This window comes from Cupriavidus lacunae (assembly GCF_003353055.1).
In the GTDB taxonomy this organism is placed as follows: domain Bacteria; phylum Pseudomonadota; class Gammaproteobacteria; order Burkholderiales; family Burkholderiaceae; genus Cupriavidus; species Cupriavidus lacunae.
This window is the reverse complement of the sequence record NZ_QKWJ01000025.1, coordinates 16,582-37,088: the sequence shown is the minus strand read 5'-3', so window position 1 is coordinate 37,088 and position 20,507 is coordinate 16,582. Positions and strand designations below refer to the sequence as shown.

Below are 20,507 nucleotides of genomic sequence, written 5' to 3'. Positions count from 1 at the left end.
GCCTCGGCGCCTCAGCGCACCTTGCCTTCCTTCCACGCCTGCAGCAGCTTGTCGTAGGGAATGGTCTCGCCCTTCGGCTTTTCGTCGCCCAGCTTCTTCCACGGCGCGTGTTCGCTCGACAGCCACTTGGCCGGATCGCCCTTCGGGTTGAGCTTGGGCGCGCAGTTGCTCATGCCGGCGCGCTGCAGCCGCGCCATGACCTGGTCCATTTCCTCGGCCAGCGTGTCCATGGCGGCTTGCGGCGTCTTCTCGCCGGTCACCGCGGTGGCCACGTTCTTCCACCACAGCTGGGCCAGCTTCGGATAGTCAGGCACGTTGGTGCCAGTCGGCGTCCAGGCCACGCGCGCGGGGCTGCGGTAGAACTCGATCAGCCCGCCGTACTTGGCCGCGTTCTTGGTCAGGTAGTCGTGGTGGATGTCGCTGTCGCGGATAAAGGTCAGCCCGGTCAGGGACTTCTTCAGCGACACCGTCTTGGAGGTCACGAACTGTGCGTACAGCCAGGCGGCCGCCAGCTTGTCGGGATCGGTGTTCTTGAAGAAGGTCCACGAGCCCACGTCCTGGTAGCCATTCTGCATGCCCTGCTTCCAGTACGGGCCGTAGGGCGACGGTGCCATGCGCCACTTGGGCGAGCCGTCGGTATTGACCACCGGCAGGCCCTTCTTGGTCATGTCCGCGGTGAAGGCGGTGTACCAGAAGACCTGCTGGGCCACCTGGCCCTGCGCGGGGACCGGACCGGCCTCGGAGAACGTCATGCCCATGGCCTGCGGCGGCGCGTACTTCTTCATCCAGTCGATATACTTGGTCAGCGCGTAGACCGCCGCGGGGCTGTTGGTGGCGCCGCCGCGCGACACCGAGGCGCCCACCGGGGTGCACTTGTCCTCGGCCACGCGGATGCCCCACTCGTCCACCGGCATGCCGTTGGGCAGGCCCTTGTCGGCGGTGCCGGCCATCGACAGCCAGGCGTCGGTGAAGCGCCAGCCCAGCGACGGGTCCTTCTTGCCGTAGTCCATATGGCCGTAGACCTTCTTGCCGTCGAGCTCCTTCACGTCATTGGTGAAGAAATTGGCGATGTCCTCGTAGGCCGACCAGTTGGTCGGCACGCCCAGGTCATAGCCGTACTTGGCCTTGAACTTGTCCTGCAGGTCCTTGCGCGCGAACCAGTCGGCGCGGAACCAGTACAGGTTGGCAAACTGCTGGTCGGGCAGCTGGTACAGCTTGCCGTCCGGCGCGGTGGTGAACTTGGTGCCGATAAAGTCCTTCACATCCAGCCCGGGGTTGGTCCATTCCTTGCCCGCACCGCTCATGTAATCGGTCAGCGGCAGGATCGAGCCATAGCGGTAGTGCGTGCCGATCAGGTCCGAGTCGGAGATCCAGCCGTCATAGATCGACTTGCCCGACTGCATCGAGGTCTGCAGCTTCTCCACCACGTCGCCTTCCTGGATCAGGTCGTGCTTGACCTTGATGCCGGTGATCTCCTCGAACGCTTTGGCCAGGGTCTTGGACTCGTACTCGTGCGTGGTGATGGTCTCCGACACGACGCTGATCTGCGTGACACCCTTGGCCTTGAGCCTGGCCGCGGCATCGATAAACCATTTCATTTCCGCCGCCTGCTTGTCCTTGGCCAGCGACGAGGGCTGGAACTCATTGTCGATCCACTTCTTCGCTTCCGCTTCGCCCGCCCAGGCGGACCCACAAGCCAGCGCAGCCGCGCAGGCAAGGGCTGACATCCCCAACTTCACGTGCACTTCCATCGGTGTCTCCTCAAGAGTTCCCCTCCCCGGCTTGTCGTCTGGATGGCGGCCCCGGGGCAGGGATAAGCCGCAAGTCCCGTTCATGTCCGCTTGCCCGGTATCGCTAGCCTTTGCGCATGACCAGCGCCAGCACCAGCATGGACACCACGAAGCTGATCCACACCGAAGGCTCTTCCGGCAGCGACAGCCACGCCGTCATCTTCTCGCCCAGCCCCAGCCACGCCAGGTTGACCCAGGCCGCGCACATCAGCCCGATAAACAGCCGGTCGCCGCGCGTGGTGGCGATCGGCAGGAAGCCCTTGCGCAGCACCGACGGCGAACGGACTTCCAGGATCGTCATGCCGATCAGCATGACCACGATGCAAGCAAAGAACACCGCCACCGGTGTGGTCCACACCATCCAGCTCAGCATTGCGCCATCTCCTTGCGTTGGCTTCAGGAATGACAAGGCAGGGACTACACGCGGCCCATCGCGAAGCCCTTCGCGATGTAGTGCCGCACGAACCAGATCACGATGCCGCCGGGGACGATGGTCAGCACGCCGGCCGCGGCCAGCACGCCCCAGTCCATGCCCGAGGCCGATACCGTGCGCGTCATGGTGGCCACGATGGGCTTGGCGTTGACCGAGGTCAGCGTGCGCGCCAGCAGCAGCTCGACCCAGCTGAACATGAAGCAGAAGAACGCCGCCACGCCCACGCCGGCCTTGATCAGCGGCAGGAAGATGGTCAGGAAGAAGCGCGGGAACGAGTAGCCATCCACATAGGCGGTCTCGTCGATCTCGCGCGGCACGCCTGACATGAAACCCTCCAGGATCCACACCGCAAGCGGCACGTTGAAGACCAGGTGCGCCAGCGCCACGCCCAGGTGCGTGTCCATCAGCCCTATGGTGCTGTAGAGCTGGAAGAACGGCAGCAGGAACACCGCCGGTGGCGTCATGCGGTTGGTCAGCAGCCAGAAGAACACATGCTTGTCGCCGATGAACTGGTAGCGCGAAAAGGCATAGGCTGCCGGCAGCGCCACGCTGATCGAGATCACCGTATTCATCGCCACGTAGATCATCGAGTTGACGTAGCCCGAATACCACGACGGATCGGTGAAGATGGTCTTGTAGTGCTCCAGCGTGAATTCGGCCGGCCACAGCGACAGCGTGGAGACGATCTCCTCGTTAGTCTTGAACGACATGTTCACCATCCAGTAGATCGGCACGATGGCAAACAGCAGGTAGACCAGCAGGAAGCCGGCGCGCCACCAGGTGGCGCGGTTGGCCTGCGCAGGGATCACGGCAGGGACCACAGAAGGGATCACGGAAGCCATCTCAGCCATGGGGCATGTCCTCGCTGCCGGCGGTGCCCGCGCGCTGCATCCAGTTGTAGAGGATGAAACACATGAGCAGGATGATCAGGAAATAGACGATGGAGAACGCCGCCGCCGGGCCCAGGTCGAACTGGCCCACGGCCTTTTGCGTCAGGTACTGCGACAGGAACGTGGTGGCGTTGCCGGGACCGCCGCCGGTCAGCACGAACGGCTCGGTATAGATCATGAAGCTGTCCATGAAGCGCAGCAGCACCGCGATCATCAGCACGCCGCGCAGCTTGGGCAGCTGGATATAGCGGAACACCGCCAGGCGCGAGGCGCCATCGATCTGCGCGGCCTGGTAGTAAGCGTCGGGGATGGCGCGCAGTCCGGCGTAGCACAGCAGCGCCACCAGCGGCGTCCAGTGCCAGACATCCATCACCAGCACCGTGACCCAGGCATCGAAGGCGCTGCCGGTGTAGTTGTAGTCGAAGCCCATCGCCGCCAGCGCGGCGCCCAGCAGGCCGATATCGGTGCGCCCGAAGATCTGCCAGATGGTGCCGACCACGTTCCACGGGATCAGCAGCGACAGCGCGATGGTCACCAGCACCGCCGACGCCTTCCAGCCCTTTGCCGGCATCGACAAGGCCAGCAGGATGCCGAGCGGGATCTCCACCAGCAGCACCGCCAGCGAAAAGCCGAGCTGGCGCAGCAGCGCGTCGTGCAGCTCGCCGTCGCGCAGCACGGTGCGGAACCATTCGGTGCCGACGAACACGCGCCGCTCGGGCGAGATGATGTCCTGCACCGAGTAGTTGACGATGGTCATCAGCGGCAGGATGGCGGAGAACGCCACGCACGCCACCACCGGCAACACCAGCAGCCAGGCTTTCTGGTTGACGGGCTTCATGACACCAGTTCCTCGTTGACGTAGTAGCAGGTATGCCGGTTGAACACCGACAGCCACGCCGTGTCCCCCGCGCGCAGGCCGGCCGCTTCGACACCCAGCCGGGCGCGCAGCGTGCCGGCCAGTGCGCCCGCTTCCTGCACGCCGCTGGTCAGCAACCAGTAAGTGCCGATGTCCTGCGCGCGCTCCACCCGCACCGGCACCGCTTGCCTATCGCGCTCAGGCGCCAGGCGCAGGTATTCGGGCCGCACGCCGATGCGGAAGCTGCCGGCCTCGCGCAACGCCGCCTCGACCGACGGCGGCAATTCCGGCATGTAGCGGCGCCCGGCCAGCTCGATCGCCCCGTCGCGCCACTGGCCGGGCAGGAAGTTCATGCCCGGCGAGCCGATGAAGTGCCCGACGAAGGTATGCGCGGGCCGCTCGAACAGCGCATCGGCCGGCCCCACCTGCACCGCCTTGCCGCGCGACATCACCACCACCTGGTCGGCAAAGGTCAGTGCCTCGGTCTGGTCGTGCGTCACGTAGATCAGCGTCAGGCGGAATTCGTGGTGGATTTCCTTGAGCTTGCGCCGCAGCTGCCATTTGAGCTGTGGGTCGATCACCGTCAGCGGCTCGTCGAAGAGGATCGCCGACACGTCCTGGCGCACCAGCCCGCGCCCCAGCGAGATCTTCTGCTTGGCGTCGGCGGCAAGGCCGCTGGCGCGGCGGTCGAGCGTCGCCAACAGGTCCAGCAGCTCTGCCACGCGCCCGACCCGCTCGCGCACCTGGGCTTGCGGCACGCCGCGGTTGCGCAGCGGGAAAGCCAGGTTTTCGCCGACGGTCATGGTGTCGTAGATCACCGGGAACTGGAACACCTGGGCGATATTACGCGCCTGCGGCGTGGCCGCAGTGACGTCGCGGCCATCGAAGGCGATGGTGCCGTGCGAGGGCCGCAGCAACCCGGAAATGCAGTTCAGCAGCGTGGTCTTGCCGCAGCCGGACGGGCCCAGCAGCGCATAGGCGCCACCGTCTTCAAAGGTGAAGCGCAGCGGCAGCAGCGCGTAGTCTTCATCCGTACGCGGAGTTGGCACATAGGAGTGCGCCAGGTCCAGGTCGATGCGCGCCATCTCAGCCCCCTGCCCCTGCAGCCGCGACCGTGCCGCCCGGCACGTCCGACGCCAGCCCGCCCGGCCGGCGCGGCGCGTGGATGCGGCGGCCGTCGGCGTCGAACAGGTAGATGTGCTCGGGCAGCAGGTGGAGCGACACCGGCTCGCCCAGCTGCAGGTCGAGCACGCCGGCGAACTGCGCCACCAGGTTACCCACCGGCGTATCGGCGTGGACAAAGGTGTCGGAGCCGGACAGCTCGGCCAGCGCCACGCGCCCCGGCACCGCCACCGCCACCGCGCCCGGCTCAGCGGCCAGGCGCAGTGCCGACGCGCGCACGCCCATCGTGACCGGGTCGTCGTGCCCGCCCGCGCCGTGCACCGGCACCGAGATCTCCCCGGCCAGCGTGACCCGGCCGCCCTGCAGCCTGCCCTCGACCAGGTTCATCGGCGGATCGTTGAACGCGCGCGCCACGCGCAGCGAATCGGGATAGTGGAAGACCTGTGGGGTCGGACCGTACTGCAGCAGCTCGCCCGCATCCAGCACCGCGGTATGCCCGCCCAGCAGCAGCGCTTCGCCGGGCTCGGTGGTGGCATAGATCACGGTGGCGTCGCCGTGCGCGAACAGCTGGGCCAGTTCTTCGCGCAGTTCCTCGCGCAGCTTGTAGTCGAGGTTGACCAGGGGCTCGTCCAGCAGCATCAGCGGCGCCTCCTTGGCCAGCGCGCGCGCCAGGGCCACGCGCTGCTGCTGCCCCCCGGAGAGTTCCGACGGATAGCGGTCCAGCAGGTGGTCGATATGCAACCGCGCCGCCAGCTCGCGCACGCGCGCGGCAATTTCGGCGGCCGGGGCCTTGCGCCGCAGCTTCAGCGGCGAGGCGATGTTGTCGAAGACCCTGAGCGACGGGTAGTTGATGAACTGCTGGTAGACCATCGACACATTGCGCTCGCGCACCGGCATGCCGGTCACGTCGTGGCCGTCGACCAGCACGCGGCCGGCACTGGGCCGGTCCAGCCCCGCCATCACCCGCATCAGCGACGTCTTGCCCGCCTGCGTGGCGCCCAGCAGGATGGTCACCGCGCCGGGAACCGGAGCCAGCGTCATCGGATAGAGATACGCCTGCGAACCTGCCTGCTGTGCGACGCCTTCCAAACGTAGCTGCATCCGGTCTCCATGTTCGATATGCTTCCCGCAGCACAGCTTCCACTGTGATGCAGGCGCACAAGTCTTGGCTTTACGCTCGTTTTAGCAACAAAACGAACATAAAACAATAGTGCACTGCATCATTTGTTTTCGTTTCTGTTTGAACTAGAATCCCGGCATGACTCTGAATCCCCGCCAGACGGCCCTGCTAGAAGAAGTCCGCACCCAGGGCTTTGCCTCCATCGACAAACTTGCGCGCAAGTTCGGCGTCACGCTCCAGACGGTACGCCGCGACGTCAACCTGCTGGCCGAGAACGGCATGCTGGCGCGCTTCCATGGCGGGGTGCGGGTGGAAGGTTCCACCACCGAGAACATCGCCTACCGGCAGCGGCAGGTGCTCAATGCCGAGGGCAAGGCGCGCATCGCGCGCGCCGTGGCGGCCGCGGTGCCCGAAGGCTGTTCGCTGATCCTGAACATCGGCACCACCGTGGAAGAAATCGCGCGCGAGCTGATGCACCACCGCGGCCTGCGCGTGATCACCAATAACCTGAACGTGGCCAATATCCTGGCCGACAACCCCGATTGCGAGGTCATTGTCGCCGGCGGCGTGCTGCGCTCGCGCGACCGTGGCATCGTGGGCGAGGCCACGGTGGAGTTCATCCGCCAGTTCAAGGTGGATATCGGACTGATCGGCATCTCGGGCATCGAGACCGACGGCACGCTGCGCGACTATGACTTCCGCGAGGTCAAGGTGGCGCGGACCATCATCGAGCATTCACGCGAGGTATGGCTGGCGGCGGACACCAGCAAGTTCAACCGCCAGGCGATGGTGGAGCTGGCGCATGTGTCGCAGGTCGACCGACTCTTTACCGATGCGCCGCTGGCGGCGCCGTTCGACCAGATCCTGGCCGACAGTGGGGTGAAGTGTGTGGTGGCGGAGCGGGATTGAGCGCGGCGTGGGCCGGCTTGAGGCTGCCGCGCTGGCGGAGGCGGAGCTGGGGATGACGCCTGGCGCCTCGCTGGTGCGACAGGCCTGCCCTCTCCCCCGGCCCCTCTCCCGCAAGCGGGAGAGGAGAGAAAACCGAGGGTTGGGCAGAGAATTACTTGAACACCACGGTCTTGTGGCCGTTCAGCAGGATGCGGTGTTCGGCATGCCACTTGACCGCGCGCGCCAGCGCCACGCATTCCACGTCGCGGCCGACGGCGGTCAGTTGCTCCGGGTCCATGCTGTGGTCCACGCGCTCGATCTCCTGCTCGATGATCGGGCCTTCGTCCAGGTCGGCGGTGACGTAGTGCGCGGTGGCGCCGATCAGCTTCACGCCGCGGTCATGCGCCTGGTAGTACGGCTTGGCGCCCTTGAAGCTGGGCAGGAACGAATGGTGGATATTGATCGCGCGGCCGGCCAGCTTGCGGCACAGGTCGTTGGACAGCACCTGCATGTAGCGCGCCAGCACCACCAGGTCGATCTTCTGCTCCTGCACCACATCGAAGACGCGCGCTTCCTGCGCGGCCTTCTGCTCGGCCGAGGCGTTCATCAGCGGCAGGTGGAAGAACGGCACGTCATACGAGGCCGCCAGCTGGTAGAAGTCGCGGTGGTTCGAGACGATGGCCGCGATCTCGACCGGCAGGCCGCCAACCTTGGCGCGGAACAGCAGGTCGTTCAGGCAGTGGCCGATCTTGGACACCATGATCATCACGCGCGGCTTGACCGTGGCGTCGTTCAGCTCCCACTGCATGCCGAACTGGTCGCCCACCGGCGCGAACGCGGCCTTCAGCGTGTCCAGGTCCGGGCCGCCGGCGGCCGGCGTGAAATGCACGCGCATGAAGAAGCGGCCGGCGTACTCGTCACCGTACTGGTCGGAATCGACGATATTGCAGCCGTGCTGGAACAGCAGGCCCGAAACGGCATGGACGATGCCCGGCTGGTCGGGGCACGAGAGAGTCAGGATGAAACCGGTGTTGCTCATGGTGTGTGGTTCTGTCGGAGTGGCGCGGCTCAGGGCCGGGGAAGCCAGGTCGGCAAGGTCGGCTCGGTCAGCATGGAAACAGGCGGGGACTCAGACGCGATGGCCGACATCGAGCCAGCCACGCCGTCCAAGGGCATCCAGCGTCACCATTGTCGCATCGACCGTCATGGCGCCGGCCGACATGATAGCAAGCAATGCCGGCACGCCGACGCGCCGGTGCTCGCTGACCTCGCCGTCCTGGTTATGCGGCGTGAAGCCGGGCGGCAGCAGCAGGTCGTAGACATAGACCTGTTCCCACTGCACGCCTTCGGGCAGGTCGCGCAGCACCTCGATCACGCCATGCGGCTGTACGCCCTGTGCCAGTTCGGCCGGGATGCCGGACTCTTCCTCGCACTCGCGCACCAGCGTCGCCAGCGGATCGCTGCCGTGCGGCATGCCGCCGGCCACCAGGTTGTCCCACATGCCGGGGTCGACGGCCTTGGCCGGGCTGCGCCGCGAGATCCACAGGGCGGGCGCGCCATCGACATTGCCATCGACAATCCCGTTCATGTGCGAGGCAAAGGTCAGCAGCCCGAGAAAGCGCGCCGCCGCGCGCTCCACCACCGCAACCGCGGGCGCGTCCAGCGCGTGGGTCACCGCAAACAGTTCATCGCGCCAGCCGCGCACGTGGCCGGCATCGGCCAGCCGGCGGGCCAGTGCCTGCAGCGCGGCGCTGCGCGCGGCGAAGTCATGGCGCCCGGGCAGCAGTTCCACGGCAGCGGTGCCATCGGCCAGCCGGTCGTCAGGCCCGAGCACGGCGCCCATGCCACGCAGGATTGCCGCATGGCTGTGCGGCAGCCAGCCGACCTGCCGGCCGGCCGTCATCAGGCGCAACTTGGCGGCAGCATCGAAGCCGCTGCGCGCCGCCAGCGAGGCGGCGATCTGCGCCAGAGGGGTGCCAGCGGGGTTGTCGGCGGCCTGCGCAGCCGGCAAGGAAGATATTTCAGCCATCAGCAATCCATGCGCCGGCCTTGCCGGCGCGCTTTGTCATTTTCAGGATCGAACGCATGAACCAGCCAGCCGCGCAGGCCCAACGCCCTGCCTCGTCCCAGCTTCCCACCGAGCCGCAGTATGTGCTGGCGCTCGACCAGGGCACCAGCAGCTCGCGGGCCATCCTGTTCGACCATGCCGGCAGCGTGGTGCAGCTCGCGCAGCGCGAGTTCCGCCAATATTACCCACATCCCGGCCATGTCGAGCACGATCCCTACGAGATCTGGCAATCGCAGCTGGCGGTGGCGCACGCGGTGCTGGCCGATGCCGGCATCTCGGCCTCGCAGGTGCGCGCCATCGGCATCACCAACCAGCGCGAGACCACCGCGCTGTGGGACCGCAAGACCGGCGAGCCGGTCGGCCGCGCGCTGGTCTGGCAGGACCGCCGCACCGCGCCCATGTGCGAGGCGCTGCAGGCCGCCGGCCACGGCGAGCTGTTCCGCGAGAAGACCGGCTTGGTCGTGGACGCCTATTTCTCCGGCACCAAGCTGCGCTGGATGCTCGACAATATCGAAGGCGCGCGCGAACGGGCCCAGCGCGGCGAGCTGGCCTTCGGCACCATCGACAGCTGGCTGATCTGGCAGCTGACCGACGGCGCGCGCCATGTCACCGATGTGTCAAATGCCTCGCGCACGATGCTGTTCAATATCCACAGCTTCGAGTGGGACGACGCGCTGCTGGCCCTGCTCGACATCCCGCACGCGCTGCTGCCCGAGGTGGTGGCGTCCAGCGGCGAGGTGGCGCGCACGTCGGCGCGGCTCTTCGGCATGCAGATCCCCATTGCCGGCATTGCCGGCGACCAGCAGGCCGCAACCTTCGGCCAGGCCTGCCTGTCGCCGGGCATGGCCAAGAACACCTACGGCACCGGCTGCTTCCTGCTGATGAATACCGGTTCGCAGCCGGTCGCCTCGCGCAACCGGCTGCTGACCACGATCGGCTGGCAGTTCGGCGGCAAGACCCAGTACTGCCTGGAGGGCGGCGTATTCATGGGCGGCGCCACCATCCAGTGGCTGCGCGACGGCCTGAAGATCATCAACAGCGCGCCCGAGGTCGAGCCGCTGGCGCGCCAGTGCGACGACACCGGCGGCGCGGTGCTGGTGCCCGCCTTTACCGGGCTGGGCGCACCGCACTGGGATGCCTTTGCGCGCGGCACGCTGGTCGGCATGACGCGCGGCACGGGCCGGCCGCAGATCGCGCGCGCGGCGCTGGAGTCGATCGCGCTGCAGAGCGTCGATGTGCTGGAAGCCATGCAGAAGGACGCCGGCATCTCGCTGGCCGAGCTGCGCGTGGACGGCGGCGCCTCGCGCAGCGACCTGCTGATGCAGATGCAGGCCGACCTGCTCGGCACCCCGGTGGTACGCCCGCGTGTGACCGAAACCACCGCGCTGGGCGCCGCTTACTTGGCGGGGCTGGCCACCGGCTACTGGAGCGATCCGGCTCAGATCGCGCAGCAATGGCAGATGGAGCGGCGCTTCGAGCCAAACCTGTCGGCCGACGAGCGCGGTCACCGGCTGGCGCGCTGGCACCGCGCTGTCGACCGGGCGCGCGACTGGGCGCGCGAGGACGAAGCCAACGGCAGCCACGCCTGAGCGCCGGCCCGATCAGCACAAACCCGAAAAAGCGTCATGCAAAGAATTCCCACCCCGATCCAGCCCCCGGTCCAGCCACCTAAGCGCGCCGCCCTGCTCGCCACGCTTGAGCGCGAGCCGCGCTGGGACGTGATCGTCATCGGCGGCGGCGCCACCGGCCTGGGCACGGCGGTCGATGCCGCCTCGCGCGGCTACCGCACGCTGCTGGTCGAAGCCGCGGACTTTGCCAAGGGCACTTCCAGCAAGGCCACCAAGCTGGTGCATGGCGGCGTGCGCTACCTGGCCCAGGGCAATATCAGCCTGGTGCGCGAGGCCCTGCACGAGCGCGGCCTGCTCGCGCGCAACGCGCCACACCTGGTGTGGCCGCTGGGCTTCGTGGTGCCGGCCTACCAGATGTTCGACCAGCCCTTCTACGGCATCGGCCTGAAGGTCTATGACATGCTGGCCGGCAACCTGAACCTGGCCGGCAGCCGCTGGCTGAACCACCGCGAAGTGCTGGCCGCGGCGCCCAACCTGGCGGAGCATGTCGGCGGGCGTCCGCTGCGCGGCGGCAACCTGTATTTCGACGGCCAGTTCGACGATGCGCGGCTGGCGGTGGCGCTGATGCGCACGCTGTTCGACGTGGGCGGCACCGCGATCAACTATATGCGCGTGACGGGCTTAAGCCAGCAAGGCGGCGTGATCAGCGGCGTGACGGTGCAGGATGCGCTCGGAGACGCCAGCTTCCGGCTGCGCGCGGACTGCGTGATCAATGCCACCGGCGTGTGGGTCGATGCAATCCGCCAGATGGAAGACGGCCACGCCCGCGCCATGGTCGCGCCCAGCCAGGGCGTGCACCTGACGCTGCCGCGCAGCTTCCTGCCGGGCGAGCGCGCCATCCTGATCCCCAAGACCGACGACGGCCGGGTGCTGTTCGTGGTGCCCTGGAACGGCCACACCATCGTCGGCACCACCGACACGCCGCGCCGCGACCTGCCGCTGGAGCCCGACGCCGGTGCCGACGACGTCGATTTCATCCTGGAAACCGCGTCGCGCTACCTGGCCAAAGACCCGACCCGTGCCGACGTCACCAGCGTCTGGGCCGGCCTGCGGCCGCTGGTGCGCGCCACCGGCGAGGCCTCCACCGCGTCGCTGTCGCGCGAACATACCATCCTGGTGTCCAGGGCCGGGCTGATCACCGTCACCGGCGGCAAGTGGACCACCTACCGCAAGATGGCCGAAGACGTGATCGAGACTGCGATCCAGCGCCAGATGGTGCGCGCGGCCCCGTGCGTGACCGCGGAGTTGCCGCTGCACGGCGCCGTGGGCTTGCCCGCCGAGCTGCCGCCGACGGATTCCGGCTCACCGGACCGCTACTACGGCAATGAGCTGGAAATGCTGCGCGCGCTGCCTGGCCACGACCGCGTGCTGGCGCCGGCATCGGGCCTGACCGAGGCCCACGTGCGCTTCGCCGCCCGGCATGAACTTGCCCGCCGGGTCGAGGACGTGCTGGCCCGCCGCAACCGCGCGCTGTTCCTGGACGCCCGGGCGGCCGTCGGCGCCGCCCCGGCCGTGGCCGCGATCCTGGCCGAAGAACTCGGCGAGGACGAAGCCTGGCAGGCGCGCGAAGTCGAAAGCTTCCGCACGCTCGCCGCCGGGTACATGCTCGGCTGACACACTACCGATCGACCAAGGCAATCCCATGACCACTCGCCCGCTCCTGTCCTGCGCCCGCACCGTGGCCCTGCTGGCAACCCTCGGCGCCTGCACCGCGGCCAACGCCGCCCACGCCCCGGGCATCGACGGCGTTCGGTTCCCGGACGTGCGCACCGTGCGCTACCAGTGCGACGGCGGCAAAACGCTGTCCGTGCGCTATTTCAACAGCCCGGACAACCAGGCGGCGGTCTTCCGCCTTGAAGGCAAGCCGGTGCTGGCGATCAGCACCGTGTCGGCCTCGGGCGCGCGCTATGTCGGTGGCCGCTACGAATGGTGGACCAAGGGCGAGGAAGGCACCCTGCGCGACCTGATGCAGGCCGAAAACGCTGCGCCGGCACTGGCCAACTGCCACGCAAAGCCCTGAGCGAGACGCAAATGGCGCCGTTACGCCACGTCACCATTTGAGACAGCGGCGTTCCGGGCGATAATGCGGGGATTGAATCAGGGAGAACACCATGGACGAGATTGAAGATCTGTCCGATCTGCCGATGCCCCGCTTTATCTGGGGCTTCGCCGTTATCGCAGGCAAAGGCGGCGAGGTCATGCACGACGAGTTCGAGTATCTGACCCACACCCGCAGCCCGCGCTTCACCTGCCGCGTGGTCGAGCTAGAGGACATGCCGGCGGAAAGCGAGGAAGACGCCATCGATGGCCGCATTGTCCATGAAGACGATCCGAGCCGGATGTTCTACATCACCGATGCCGGCATGGCGCTGGTCAATTTCCAGTTGTTCGACAAGATGCCGGACAAGCAGAAATTCAAGCGCGTCTGCGACGAAGCCATCGCCAACTGGATGCTGCGCCGCGAATTCCTTGATGACGAGGAAGAAGACTGAGCCAGGGCGTCAGGCCAGCGGCGGCCGGAGCCGCCGCGGAATCACTCAGGCCTGGCCTTGTTCCGGCGGCAATGCGCCGGTCAGCAGTTCATTGAGCAGCCCGGTCATGCCACCCGGGTGATCGACGGCAAGCGCCTGCAGGCGCTTCACCAGCGTGCCATCCAGCTTGCACGCAAAGGGCACCAGACCCTGCTCCTGGTCCAGCCGGCGCTGCTCGCGCCGGTCCGGGCGCGCCGCGCCGCCAGGCATGCCGCCCCGCCCCGCCGCAGCCAGCTTCAGGCTGTTGGCGATTTTCAGGCCCTTGTTCTTTTCCAGGTCCGTTTTCTTCACGGCAATATCCGAAAGTCTGTAGAGGCCGGTATTGTACGCACCTGCGGCGGCCACCGGCCGTCAGGCGGCTAGCGCCCCGCGCCGTTACGCTATCCGGTGTCCTATTCGTTGCTGACTTCGATCAGTTCGGCAGCCACCCGCTGGATCTCGGCATAGACCGGGATGGCGTCCATTGGGCCGGTGCAGCCCACTGCCGTGGCCTGGCTGGCATCGGCCCCGGGCGGCAGGAACACAAAGGCCATGCCGGGCTGCCAGCCGGGATGCTTGCGCAGGCTGTCATTGAGGATGTCGAGATACTGCTCGCGCGTGAAGACGTGCTTTGCCATCACTACCTCCGGGTATCCGCTGCCAATGCGCCGCGCGGGCGCGGTTGTCATGGCGGGGATCGTAGCATGGCAGGGCCGCCCGGCGTCACCGCGTGGCGCCGGGCGGCGGGCACATCAGCACTCGCCCTTCTTGGCGTGGCCGGGAGGGCAGTGGTAGCCCTTGTCCTTGTGGCCTTTGTCCTTGTACCCGCCCTGGTCCCAGCGCCCCGGCACCAGCACCCAGCCGTCGCGCGACTGGATCCAGCGCGGCGACTCATAGATATAGCCCGGGCGTTCGCGTTCCCAGCGGCCCTTCTTCCACGCGTGCTTGTGGTAGTGGTCATCCCAGTCCCAATAACCCGGTGCCCAGACATAGCCAGCGCGCGGCGCGGGCACGACTTCGTAGACCGGGGCAGGCGGCGGAACGCCGATGGCAATATTGACCGACACCTGTGCCATCGATGCCGCACTGAAGGTCAGGCCCGAACCCAGCAGGGCCGCCAGCAGGAGGGCCCTGGCCGGGCGGAGCGTGCGATCAGTCATGGGAGTCCTTTCTTGTGGAGGAACATGCCCACAGTCTAGCGCTCCCTGATCCCCGGGAATTGTAAGAATGGGTATCGGACGATCATAGAGATGCCGGTACGCAACACACGCTTGCGCTTGTGCGCGCGCGGCGCTAGTGATCCTCGGCCATCGCCTTGAGCTGGGCCTCGCCGGCAACCCGTGCGGCATCCGAGGTGGTGAAGGTGTCGTCGGAGACGATCGCGCGCCGGATCTGCTGCGCGCCGAAATCCACCAGCGCGATGACCCACACATAGCGCCCCGCCTGGGGTGCGGTCTGCACGAAAGCCTTCAGGTTGTTCCGCGATTCACTTGCCATGATCCATCTCCTGGTGAGACGTGCCGCAGCACTGGTGTCTGAGAACTCTAGCACAAGCCCCGCCAACTCACCGGGCGGCAGCCTCGGAGGCAAAGGCATGCAGTTCGCGCACCCGTGCGGCCGTCATCTGCAGCATGCAGGTCGACCCGGCCACGCGCGCGGCCGTGCCGCCGGCCGGATTGGCCACATAGGCGCAATTGGCCTGGCGAAATTCAAGCCAGACCCGCTGCGCCACCCGCAGCTGGCCGGTGCGGGGCGCCTCCAGCCGCCGCAACAGGGCCTGGTAGGCGCCGTTCAGCGCTGAGTCCTGGACCCGCGATTCCGCTGCGGCGCAGTTGAGCATGTCGGCGGTCGACACAGCCCTGGCCATGCAACGCTCGTATTCGGCGCTCAGGCCATCGTTTTCCGCGGCGCGGGCCGGTGCGGCCGCCACGGCAAGACCCAGGACGGCAAGACATGCGATGACGCGCATAACGGCTCTCCCTTGGCAGTGACAATGCGTGCGGGGCCATGGCGGGACGTGTGCCCCGCTCAGGCCAGCCAGCGTCCCAGCGTGGCCACGGCGATATTGACCAGCCCGAGCACCAGGTTGGTCCCCACGGCCTGCCGGATGCGGTTCAGCGCGGCACCGGCGGCCGGCCAGTCCTGGGCCTGCACGGCCTGGTCCAGCACGCGATACGGCCCGAACCACACGTAGCAGAATATCAGGGTCATGACGAGACCGATCCCCAGCATCAGATGCCAGTTGCGTGGGGCACCAGCCATGCCCACCGCGGCCATCATCGCCGCGCCGCTCAGCAGGATCGCGATCACCGCTGCCCACACCCACGGGAAGAACCGGGCAAATACGCCCCGCCACAGACGTAGCCGCGAAGGTGGCTCGAGCACGCTGCCGGCCACCGGCCGCAGGCACAGGTAGGCGAAAAACATGCCGCCCACCCAGACGGCGACGCCGGCTACATGCAGGAAGCGGAAAAGCGGGTCGGAGGTCATGGCGGCAGGCGGCGGCGAGGCGCGTGTTGGGGACGATGGCCCCATTCTAAGTGTTGTGTGCGCCACGGCGAAGCGCTTCACGCTTGCAACACCGTTTCTGCGACCTTCAGGAAATCGATGCGGAACCGATAAACATTCCGTATCAAGCCGCGCCACTCGCTGGGCTCCACGGATTCCTGCTTATGCCGCCCGTTTCAGGCCGATCAACGCCCGTTCCGAACGCTTGACCGCCAGTAAGCCGCACCCAGACAATGCCCGCGGCCAGGCAGACCCCAACACCGCACCCGGCCGCCCCGCCCCATTCACCCCAGAACATGGCTCCTGCCCCAGCCAGCCCCCCTTCGAATGCAGCCCCTGTCCGGCAACGCCCGCTGCTGCGCCGTGGCCTGACGGCCCTGCTGCTCGCCGTGACGCTGGCGGTGCTGCCAGCCATGCTGCCGCCGGTAGTGACCGCGCAACCCGCTGCGCAGCGCACCGACCTGGTCGCGCGCGTGGTGCTCAGCCTGCTGGGCTATGCGCGCTGGCCGGTGGAGCGCGACCCCGTGCGGCTGTGCGTGGACAACGCCAGCCGCTATGCCTCACGGCTGATGGAAGGCGGCACGCTCACCAACGGACGGACCGTGCAGACCCGCCAGGTCGACGTGCTGGCCGACATGCTGCATCCGGCGTGCGATGCGCTGTACGTCGGCAGCATGAACGAACCGCGCCGCAAGCGCCTGTCGAGCGAGCTGACCGGCCGACCGGTGCTGGTGATCGCCGAGGAAGACTTCGAGTGCGAGGTCGGCAGCATGTTCTGCCTGAACATCCGCGACAACCAGGTCTCGTTCCGCGTCAACCTCGATACCCTTGCCCGCAGCGGCGTGCACGTGCACCCCGGCGTGCTGCAACTGGGCCGACGCAAGGGAGCGCCGTCATGAACGCGCGCGAGCCGGTGCGCGGCAATGGCGCGCGCCCCACCCTGTACAACGTGCTGCGACGCATCCACCTGGGCGTCGCGCTGATCGCCGTATGCACCGCCGGGCTGTCGCTGACCGCGATCGGCGTGACGGCGCTGCGCGTCTACGCCGAGCACAACGCGCGGCTGCTGGCCCGCTCCATCGCCTACACGCTGGAGGCGCCGGTCGTATTCCGCGACCAGGCGGCCACCACGGAAACGCTGGCCGCGATCGCGGCGTCCGAGGACATCGCGCGCGCCACCGTCTACGACCTCGACCACCACGTCCTGGCCGAATGGCAGCGCCCCGGCCAGACCCCGCTGACCGGCCTGCGCCACGCGCTGGGCGAATGGCTCGCCATGGATGCCGTCGAGCAACCGATCCTGCACCAGACGCAGCAGGTAGGCATGCTGCGCGTCTGCGGCGACCCTCGCAACCTGCTGCACTTCCTGCTGCAGGGCGCGCTGGGTCTGCTGGGCTGCCTGCTGCTGACCGCCGTCGGCGCCCACTACCTGGCCAGCCGGCTGCTGGTGCAGATCGTCGAGCCATTGCGCAACCTGATGCGCGTGGCACATGCGGTGCGTTCCCAGCGCGACTTCGCGCAGCGCACGCCGCCGGCCTGCATCGCCGAGCTCAATGCGCTCAGCGAGGACTTCAACGGCCTGCTCGACGAACTGCAGACCTGGCAGAACCAGCTGCAGCACGAGAACCGCTCGCTCGCCCATCGCGCTAACCACGATGCGCTGACCGGACTGCTGAACCGCGCCGCCTTCGTCGAGGCGCTGGAGCACGCCGTGCGCCACGCCGCAGCCAATGGCGAGCACGCAGCGGTGCTGTACCTGGACAGCGACGATTTCAAGCACATCAACGACCGGCACGGCCATGCGGCCGGCGACGCGGTGCTGGTAGCCGTGGCCCAGCGCATCCGCGCCAGCCTGCGCGCCAGCGACACCGTGGCGCGCATCGGCGGCGACGAGTTCGCGGTGCTGGTCGCGGCGCTGCGCGCGCCGCGCGATGCCATCCATGTCGCCGAACATATCCTGCAGGCCATGGCCGCCCCCATCGACCTGCCCGACGGCAACACGGTGCAGGCCTCGCTCAGCATCGGCCTGGCCGTCTTCCCTGTCCACGCGCAAGGCAGCCAGGCACTGCTGCACGCCGCCGACGCGGCCATGTACGGTGCCAAGCGGCACTCCGGCGGCATCTGGCAAAGCGCCGAGCCACGCCTGGACGTCGCGCAGTGAGAACCCGAAGACCCGCCCGGTGGCCGAAAAGCCGCGCCGTCGATCGAGACCGCCCATTCAGTCCCCGAAGGGATTGGGCGCGCGGTTCTCCACGGCATCGTTCAGGTCGAACTCGTCGCGCACCTTGTCGACCGCCGCGCGCACGCTGGCCTCGTAACCATACACATTGCCGAAGCCGGTCATGTCCCAGTTGCGCCCGCGGGCATCGCGCGGATGCGGCACCGGCGCCGGCACCCGGATCTTGGCGCCGTCTTCGCCGATTTCATAGATTTGCTGGATGCGCCGGCTTACCTCGTCCTGCAAGGCACGCCGACCGCGCTCGCGCTTGGGCATGACAGTCTCCTGGCTGATTCCCAGGGCATCCTAGCACGCACGCGGATGAGCTTAAAGAGGACTCAAAGGGCCGCCTTGGCAGCCTGGTAAGCCGCGTAGAGCCGCGCGAAGACCGGCCCCGGCACGCCCTTGCCGATCGTGCGGCCATCGACGCTCACCACCGGCAGCAACTCCTTGCTGGCGGACGACAGCAGCACCTCATCGGCCGCAAACACCTCTTCCTTCGCAATCCGGCGCGACTCCAGCGGAATCTCCATCGCGGCGCAGATCTCTTCCATGAACCCGTAGCGGATCCCTTCCAGGATCAGGTTGTCCTTGGGCGGCGCCAATACCCGGCCATCGCGCACCACCCACACATTGGACGCCGACGCCTCGGTCAGCCAGCCATCCCGGAACTGGATGGCCTCGGTCACCCCGTGCTCCACCGCATGCTGCGCCGCCAGCACGTTGCCAAGCAGCGACGTCGACTTGATCTGGCAATTCAGCCAGCGCCGGTCCTCCATCGTCACGCACGCCACGCCCTGCTCAAGCATCTGCGCCGACGGCAGCGCCATCGGATTGGTCATGATCAGCACCGTCGGCACGACTTCCTTCGGAAACGCATGCATGCGCCTGGCCACGCCACGCGTCACCTGGATATAGACCAGCTGATCCGACAGGCCGTTGGCCTGGACCACTTCGCCAACCCGTTCCTGCCACTGCGCAGCGCTATGCGGATCGGGAATGCCGATGCCTTCCAGGCTGCGGTGCAGGCGGGCCAGGTGCTGGGCGCCACGGAACGGCTTGCCGTTGTAATAAGGAATGACTTCGTAGATGCCGTCGCCGAAGATGAAGCCGCGGTCGAGGACGGGGATGCGGGCTTCGGAGAGAGGGGTCAGGGTGCCGTTGAGGTAGACGATGGGGTCGGACATGGGGCTGCTGCGACAGAATCGAAAGAGATGCCTGATTCTTTCACGCGAGCGCGAGCAGGGTCATGCAATTTGTGCATGAGGCTGGCCAGTAAGGCTACCGGTCCACCACTCGCCCGCTGCAACTTCGAGCCCTCGCCAACCCTGGCCGAGGGCTTTTCATTGTCCGATAGCGCCAGCATCAATCATCGTCGTCATCATGACCGCGGTGCCACTTGCGATGGCGCTCCCGCCACTCGTGCTCCCGCCATCGCTGCTCACGCCACTGTTGCTCACGCCATGCGCGTCCTTGCCAGTCATCGTAGTAGCCAGGCGCCACGACTACCGGGCGCGGAGCCACGTAGACAGGCGCCGGCTCGTAGTACACGGGGGGCGGAGGCGCAGCGACGACGACACCAGGAATACCGATGCCAATTCCTACGTCTACTCTTGCCTGCGCGGCGCCAGACGCAAGCAGGGCTGCCCCTGCGATTGCACAAACTGCCAGGATCTTTTGCATGATGCTGTTCCGTCGATTGGTGCCAATACCTTAGGGCGTTATCGCCCTGATTGGTATGACCAGAACCTAAAGCTGGTTACCTCGTGTAACGGGGGGAGGTTGTGACGGTTGACCCCGGCACTTGAGAGTCTTGTAAGGCTTTGTAATCCTGGCGACCGGTACTGTCTGTCCCGACCTGCCTGAGGAAATTGGACCACGACAGCGCATCCCTCCTACGCAGGGAAGTAGCCAGCTGGCCAAACCAAGAAAATCCCTGCGGGAGGATCCTATGCTGAGATTTCTGCTTCTGGCGTTCATTGCCACCAATGCCGTTGGCCAGACCATCTACCAATGCCGTGCAACCAATGGAAGGGTGACGCTCCAGGACCAGCCCTGCCCTGAGAGTGCAACGACGGAACTGTCCCGGAAGACAATCGGCCAGCAGAACGCTGAGTACCGGGCACAGCCGATTGTCATAGGGGATCAGCGCTCTGCAGAGCGGCTTGCCAGCGGCATCATCTGCCCTTCGCTGCGGCAGCAGTATCAAAGCAACCTGGCCTGGTCGGAGCGCGCCATGTTGCGGAAGGACCCGACCGAGATTCAGCGGGCTGCCGAGGCCGTACGGTCGACCGGCGCTCAGGTATCGAAACACCGATGCGAATAGAGCGGAAATAGAGACGAGAGCCGCTGCTTCGTCCGTCGCATTGCAGCGACACTTCTATTTAGAGGGATGCACGATCGCTATCCCTATACGACCATTCATCAGGGGCGGTTCCGCGACTCGCCCCATACCATTTCAGCCCTCGCCTACCCT

25 protein-coding genes are annotated in these 20,507 nt (G+C 67.0%); 8 read left to right on the top strand and 17 right to left on the bottom strand.

What is annotated here, in order from left to right; translation table 11 throughout:
- Positions 1–11: 11 nt before the first annotated feature.
- The 6 genes from DN412_RS20125 to DN412_RS20100 form a co-directional block, all read right to left on the bottom strand.
- Positions 12–1,739 (bottom strand): ABC transporter substrate-binding protein, encoded by a 1,728-nt coding sequence (locus DN412_RS20125; RefSeq protein ID WP_115213246.1) that lies wholly within the window; start codon positions 1,737–1,739, stop codon positions 12–14.
- A 115-nt stretch (positions 1,740–1,854) separates the two neighbouring features.
- Complete coding sequence (locus tag DN412_RS20120) at positions 1,855–2,163, bottom strand: DUF2160 domain-containing protein (RefSeq protein WP_115213202.1); 309 nt, start codon at positions 2,161–2,163, stop codon at positions 1,855–1,857.
- Positions 2,164–2,207: 44 nt separating this feature from the next.
- Positions 2,208–3,065, bottom strand: a complete 858-nt coding sequence (locus DN412_RS20115; RefSeq protein WP_115213245.1) for a carbohydrate ABC transporter permease — start codon at positions 3,063–3,065, stop codon at positions 2,208–2,210.
- 1 nt (position 3,066) lies between these two features.
- Positions 3,067–3,951, bottom strand: a complete 885-nt coding sequence (locus tag DN412_RS20110) for a carbohydrate ABC transporter permease (protein WP_078197045.1) — start codon at positions 3,949–3,951, stop codon at positions 3,067–3,069.
- On the bottom strand, positions 3,948–5,054 hold the full coding sequence (locus DN412_RS20105) for an ABC transporter ATP-binding protein (protein ID WP_115213201.1): 1,107 nt from the start codon (positions 5,052–5,054) through the stop codon (positions 3,948–3,950). Before DN412_RS20105 ends, DN412_RS20110 begins: the two co-directional genes overlap by 4 nt.
- A gap of 1 nt (position 5,055) precedes the next feature.
- Positions 5,056–6,192 carry an ABC transporter ATP-binding protein gene (locus DN412_RS20100; RefSeq protein ID WP_115213200.1) on the bottom strand — a complete coding sequence of 379 codons (1,137 nt, stop codon included), beginning with the start codon at positions 6,190–6,192 and terminating at the stop codon, positions 5,056–5,058.
- Between the two features lie 157 nt (positions 6,193–6,349).
- Between DN412_RS20100 and DN412_RS20095 the strand changes: the two genes are divergently transcribed.
- Positions 6,350–7,120 (top strand): DeoR/GlpR family DNA-binding transcription regulator, encoded by a 771-nt coding sequence (locus DN412_RS20095; protein ID WP_115213199.1) that lies wholly within the window; start codon positions 6,350–6,352, stop codon positions 7,118–7,120.
- A gap of 151 nt (positions 7,121–7,271) precedes the next feature.
- Here DN412_RS20095 and purU read toward each other — a convergent pair whose 3' ends face one another.
- Both purU and DN412_RS20085 read right to left on the bottom strand, forming a co-directional pair.
- Positions 7,272–8,138, bottom strand: a complete 867-nt coding sequence (gene purU, locus DN412_RS20090; protein ID WP_115213198.1) for a formyltetrahydrofolate deformylase — start codon at positions 8,136–8,138, stop codon at positions 7,272–7,274.
- A gap of 90 nt (positions 8,139–8,228) precedes the next feature.
- A complete protein-coding gene (locus tag DN412_RS20085; protein WP_115213244.1) occupies positions 8,229–9,128 on the bottom strand; it encodes an NUDIX hydrolase in 900 nt (299 codons plus the stop codon).
- 56 nt (positions 9,129–9,184) lie between these two features.
- On the opposite strand from DN412_RS20085, the gene glpK reads away from it, so the two are divergent.
- The 4 genes from glpK (at position 9,185) to DN412_RS20065 (ending at position 13,287) form a co-directional block, all read left to right on the top strand.
- A complete protein-coding gene (gene glpK / locus DN412_RS20080) occupies positions 9,185–10,756 on the top strand; it encodes a glycerol kinase GlpK (protein ID WP_115213243.1) in 1,572 nt (523 codons plus the stop codon).
- Positions 10,757–10,792: 36 nt separating this feature from the next.
- The gene (locus DN412_RS20075; RefSeq protein ID WP_115213197.1) at positions 10,793–12,409 is read left to right on the top strand and encodes a glycerol-3-phosphate dehydrogenase/oxidase; all 1,617 of its coding nucleotides are present in this window, start codon (positions 10,793–10,795) and stop codon (positions 12,407–12,409) included.
- Between the two features lie 28 nt (positions 12,410–12,437).
- Positions 12,438–12,815 (top strand): MliC family protein, encoded by a 378-nt coding sequence (locus DN412_RS20070; RefSeq protein ID WP_115213196.1) that lies wholly within the window; start codon positions 12,438–12,440, stop codon positions 12,813–12,815.
- Between the two features lie 91 nt (positions 12,816–12,906).
- Positions 12,907–13,287 carry a hypothetical protein gene (locus DN412_RS20065; protein ID WP_078197053.1) on the top strand — a complete coding sequence of 127 codons (381 nt, stop codon included), beginning with the start codon at positions 12,907–12,909 and terminating at the stop codon, positions 13,285–13,287.
- A gap of 45 nt (positions 13,288–13,332) precedes the next feature.
- On the opposite strand, the gene DN412_RS20060 is transcribed toward DN412_RS20065, so the two are convergent.
- The 6 genes from DN412_RS20060 to DN412_RS20035 all read right to left on the bottom strand — a co-directional run bounded on the left by DN412_RS20060 (position 13,333) and on the right by DN412_RS20035 (position 15,795).
- Positions 13,333–13,623, bottom strand: coding sequence for a hypothetical protein (locus DN412_RS20060; RefSeq protein ID WP_167471109.1), 291 nt, complete (start codon positions 13,621–13,623; stop codon positions 13,333–13,335).
- Positions 13,624–13,718: 95 nt separating this feature from the next.
- Positions 13,719–13,943, bottom strand: a complete 225-nt coding sequence (locus tag DN412_RS20055) for a hypothetical protein (RefSeq protein ID WP_115213195.1) — start codon at positions 13,941–13,943, stop codon at positions 13,719–13,721.
- A 114-nt stretch (positions 13,944–14,057) separates the two neighbouring features.
- Positions 14,058–14,465 (bottom strand): YXWGXW repeat-containing protein, encoded by a 408-nt coding sequence (locus DN412_RS20050; protein ID WP_115213194.1) that lies wholly within the window; start codon positions 14,463–14,465, stop codon positions 14,058–14,060.
- Positions 14,466–14,598: 133 nt separating this feature from the next.
- Positions 14,599–14,802 carry a hypothetical protein gene (locus tag DN412_RS20045; protein ID WP_010814357.1) on the bottom strand — a complete coding sequence of 68 codons (204 nt, stop codon included), beginning with the start codon at positions 14,800–14,802 and terminating at the stop codon, positions 14,599–14,601.
- Positions 14,803–14,869: 67 nt separating this feature from the next.
- On the bottom strand, positions 14,870–15,274 hold the full coding sequence (locus tag DN412_RS20040) for a lysozyme inhibitor LprI family protein (RefSeq protein ID WP_115213193.1): 405 nt from the start codon (positions 15,272–15,274) through the stop codon (positions 14,870–14,872).
- 59 nt (positions 15,275–15,333) lie between these two features.
- Positions 15,334–15,795: a CopD family protein gene (locus DN412_RS20035; protein ID WP_167471108.1), complete on the bottom strand. Its 462-nt coding sequence runs from the start codon at positions 15,793–15,795 to the stop codon at positions 15,334–15,336.
- 314 nt (positions 15,796–16,109) lie between these two features.
- Between DN412_RS20035 and yfiR the strand changes: the two genes are divergently transcribed.
- Together yfiR and dgcN are read left to right on the top strand one after the other, a co-directional pair.
- Positions 16,110–16,712 carry a regulatory sequestration protein YfiR gene (yfiR, locus tag DN412_RS20030; RefSeq protein ID WP_115213191.1) on the top strand — a complete coding sequence of 201 codons (603 nt, stop codon included), beginning with the start codon at positions 16,110–16,112 and terminating at the stop codon, positions 16,710–16,712.
- Positions 16,709–17,974, top strand: a complete 1,266-nt coding sequence (dgcN, locus tag DN412_RS20025) for a diguanylate cyclase DgcN/YfiN (RefSeq protein WP_115213190.1) — start codon at positions 16,709–16,711, stop codon at positions 17,972–17,974. Before yfiR ends, dgcN begins: the two co-directional genes overlap by 4 nt.
- 57 nt (positions 17,975–18,031) lie before the next feature.
- Here the strand turns inward: dgcN and DN412_RS20020 are convergent, their stop codons facing one another.
- The 3 genes from DN412_RS20020 to DN412_RS20010 all read right to left on the bottom strand — a co-directional run bounded on the left by DN412_RS20020 (position 18,032) and on the right by DN412_RS20010 (position 19,714).
- Positions 18,032–18,307 carry a hypothetical protein gene (locus tag DN412_RS20020; protein WP_078197061.1) on the bottom strand — a complete coding sequence of 92 codons (276 nt, stop codon included), beginning with the start codon at positions 18,305–18,307 and terminating at the stop codon, positions 18,032–18,034.
- Between the two features lie 62 nt (positions 18,308–18,369).
- Positions 18,370–19,218 carry a D-amino acid aminotransferase gene (locus tag DN412_RS20015; RefSeq protein WP_115213189.1) on the bottom strand — a complete coding sequence of 283 codons (849 nt, stop codon included), beginning with the start codon at positions 19,216–19,218 and terminating at the stop codon, positions 18,370–18,372.
- Positions 19,219–19,396: 178 nt separating this feature from the next.
- Entirely contained in the window at positions 19,397–19,714 is a 318-nt protein-coding gene (locus DN412_RS20010) for a PXPV repeat protein (RefSeq protein WP_115213188.1), read from the bottom strand.
- A gap of 268 nt (positions 19,715–19,982) precedes the next feature.
- Between DN412_RS20010 and DN412_RS20005 the strand changes: the two genes are divergently transcribed.
- The gene (locus tag DN412_RS20005) at positions 19,983–20,357 is read left to right on the top strand and encodes a DUF4124 domain-containing protein (protein ID WP_115213187.1); all 375 of its coding nucleotides are present in this window, start codon (positions 19,983–19,985) and stop codon (positions 20,355–20,357) included.
- The last annotated feature ends 150 nt before the right edge of the window (positions 20,358–20,507 follow it).

Coding starts and splice junctions, on each gene's coding strand:
- DN412_RS20010 (WP_115213188.1), bottom strand. CDS start 19,714: ATGCAAAAGATCCTGGCAGTTTGTGCAATCGCAGGGGCAGCCCTGCTT.
- DN412_RS20040 (WP_115213193.1), bottom strand. CDS start 15,274: ATGCGCGTCATCGCATGTCTTGCCGTCCTGGGTCTTGCCGTGGCGGCC.
- dgcN (WP_115213190.1), top strand. CDS start 16,709: ATGAACGCGCGCGAGCCGGTGCGCGGCAATGGCGCGCGCCCCACCCTG.
- DN412_RS20115 (WP_115213245.1), bottom strand. CDS start 3,065: ATGGCTTCCGTGATCCCTTCTGTGGTCCCTGCCGTGATCCCTGCGCAG.
- DN412_RS20075 (WP_115213197.1), top strand. CDS start 10,793: ATGCAAAGAATTCCCACCCCGATCCAGCCCCCGGTCCAGCCACCTAAG.
- glpK (WP_115213243.1), top strand. CDS start 9,185: ATGAACCAGCCAGCCGCGCAGGCCCAACGCCCTGCCTCGTCCCAGCTT.
- purU (WP_115213198.1), bottom strand. CDS start 8,138: ATGAGCAACACCGGTTTCATCCTGACTCTCTCGTGCCCCGACCAGCCG.
- DN412_RS20050 (WP_115213194.1), bottom strand. CDS start 14,465: ATGACTGATCGCACGCTCCGCCCGGCCAGGGCCCTCCTGCTGGCGGCC.
- DN412_RS20120 (WP_115213202.1), bottom strand. CDS start 2,163: ATGCTGAGCTGGATGGTGTGGACCACACCGGTGGCGGTGTTCTTTGCT.
- DN412_RS20070 (WP_115213196.1), top strand. CDS start 12,438: ATGACCACTCGCCCGCTCCTGTCCTGCGCCCGCACCGTGGCCCTGCTG.
- DN412_RS20085 (WP_115213244.1), bottom strand. CDS start 9,128: ATGGCTGAAATATCTTCCTTGCCGGCTGCGCAGGCCGCCGACAACCCC.
- DN412_RS20020 (WP_078197061.1), bottom strand. CDS start 18,307: ATGCCCAAGCGCGAGCGCGGTCGGCGTGCCTTGCAGGACGAGGTAAGC.
- DN412_RS20095 (WP_115213199.1), top strand. CDS start 6,350: ATGACTCTGAATCCCCGCCAGACGGCCCTGCTAGAAGAAGTCCGCACC.
- DN412_RS20035 (WP_167471108.1), bottom strand. CDS start 15,795: ATGACCTCCGACCCGCTTTTCCGCTTCCTGCATGTAGCCGGCGTCGCC.
- DN412_RS20015 (WP_115213189.1), bottom strand. CDS start 19,218: ATGTCCGACCCCATCGTCTACCTCAACGGCACCCTGACCCCTCTCTCC.
- DN412_RS20055 (WP_115213195.1), bottom strand. CDS start 13,943: ATGGCAAAGCACGTCTTCACGCGCGAGCAGTATCTCGACATCCTCAAT.
- DN412_RS20100 (WP_115213200.1), bottom strand. CDS start 6,192: ATGCAGCTACGTTTGGAAGGCGTCGCACAGCAGGCAGGTTCGCAGGCG.
- yfiR (WP_115213191.1), top strand. CDS start 16,110: ATGGCTCCTGCCCCAGCCAGCCCCCCTTCGAATGCAGCCCCTGTCCGG.
- DN412_RS20045 (WP_010814357.1), bottom strand. CDS start 14,802: ATGGCAAGTGAATCGCGGAACAACCTGAAGGCTTTCGTGCAGACCGCA.
- DN412_RS20110 (WP_078197045.1), bottom strand. CDS start 3,951: ATGAAGCCCGTCAACCAGAAAGCCTGGCTGCTGGTGTTGCCGGTGGTG.
- DN412_RS20105 (WP_115213201.1), bottom strand. CDS start 5,054: ATGGCGCGCATCGACCTGGACCTGGCGCACTCCTATGTGCCAACTCCG.
- DN412_RS20005 (WP_115213187.1), top strand. CDS start 19,983: ATGCTGAGATTTCTGCTTCTGGCGTTCATTGCCACCAATGCCGTTGGC.
- DN412_RS20065 (WP_078197053.1), top strand. CDS start 12,907: ATGGACGAGATTGAAGATCTGTCCGATCTGCCGATGCCCCGCTTTATC.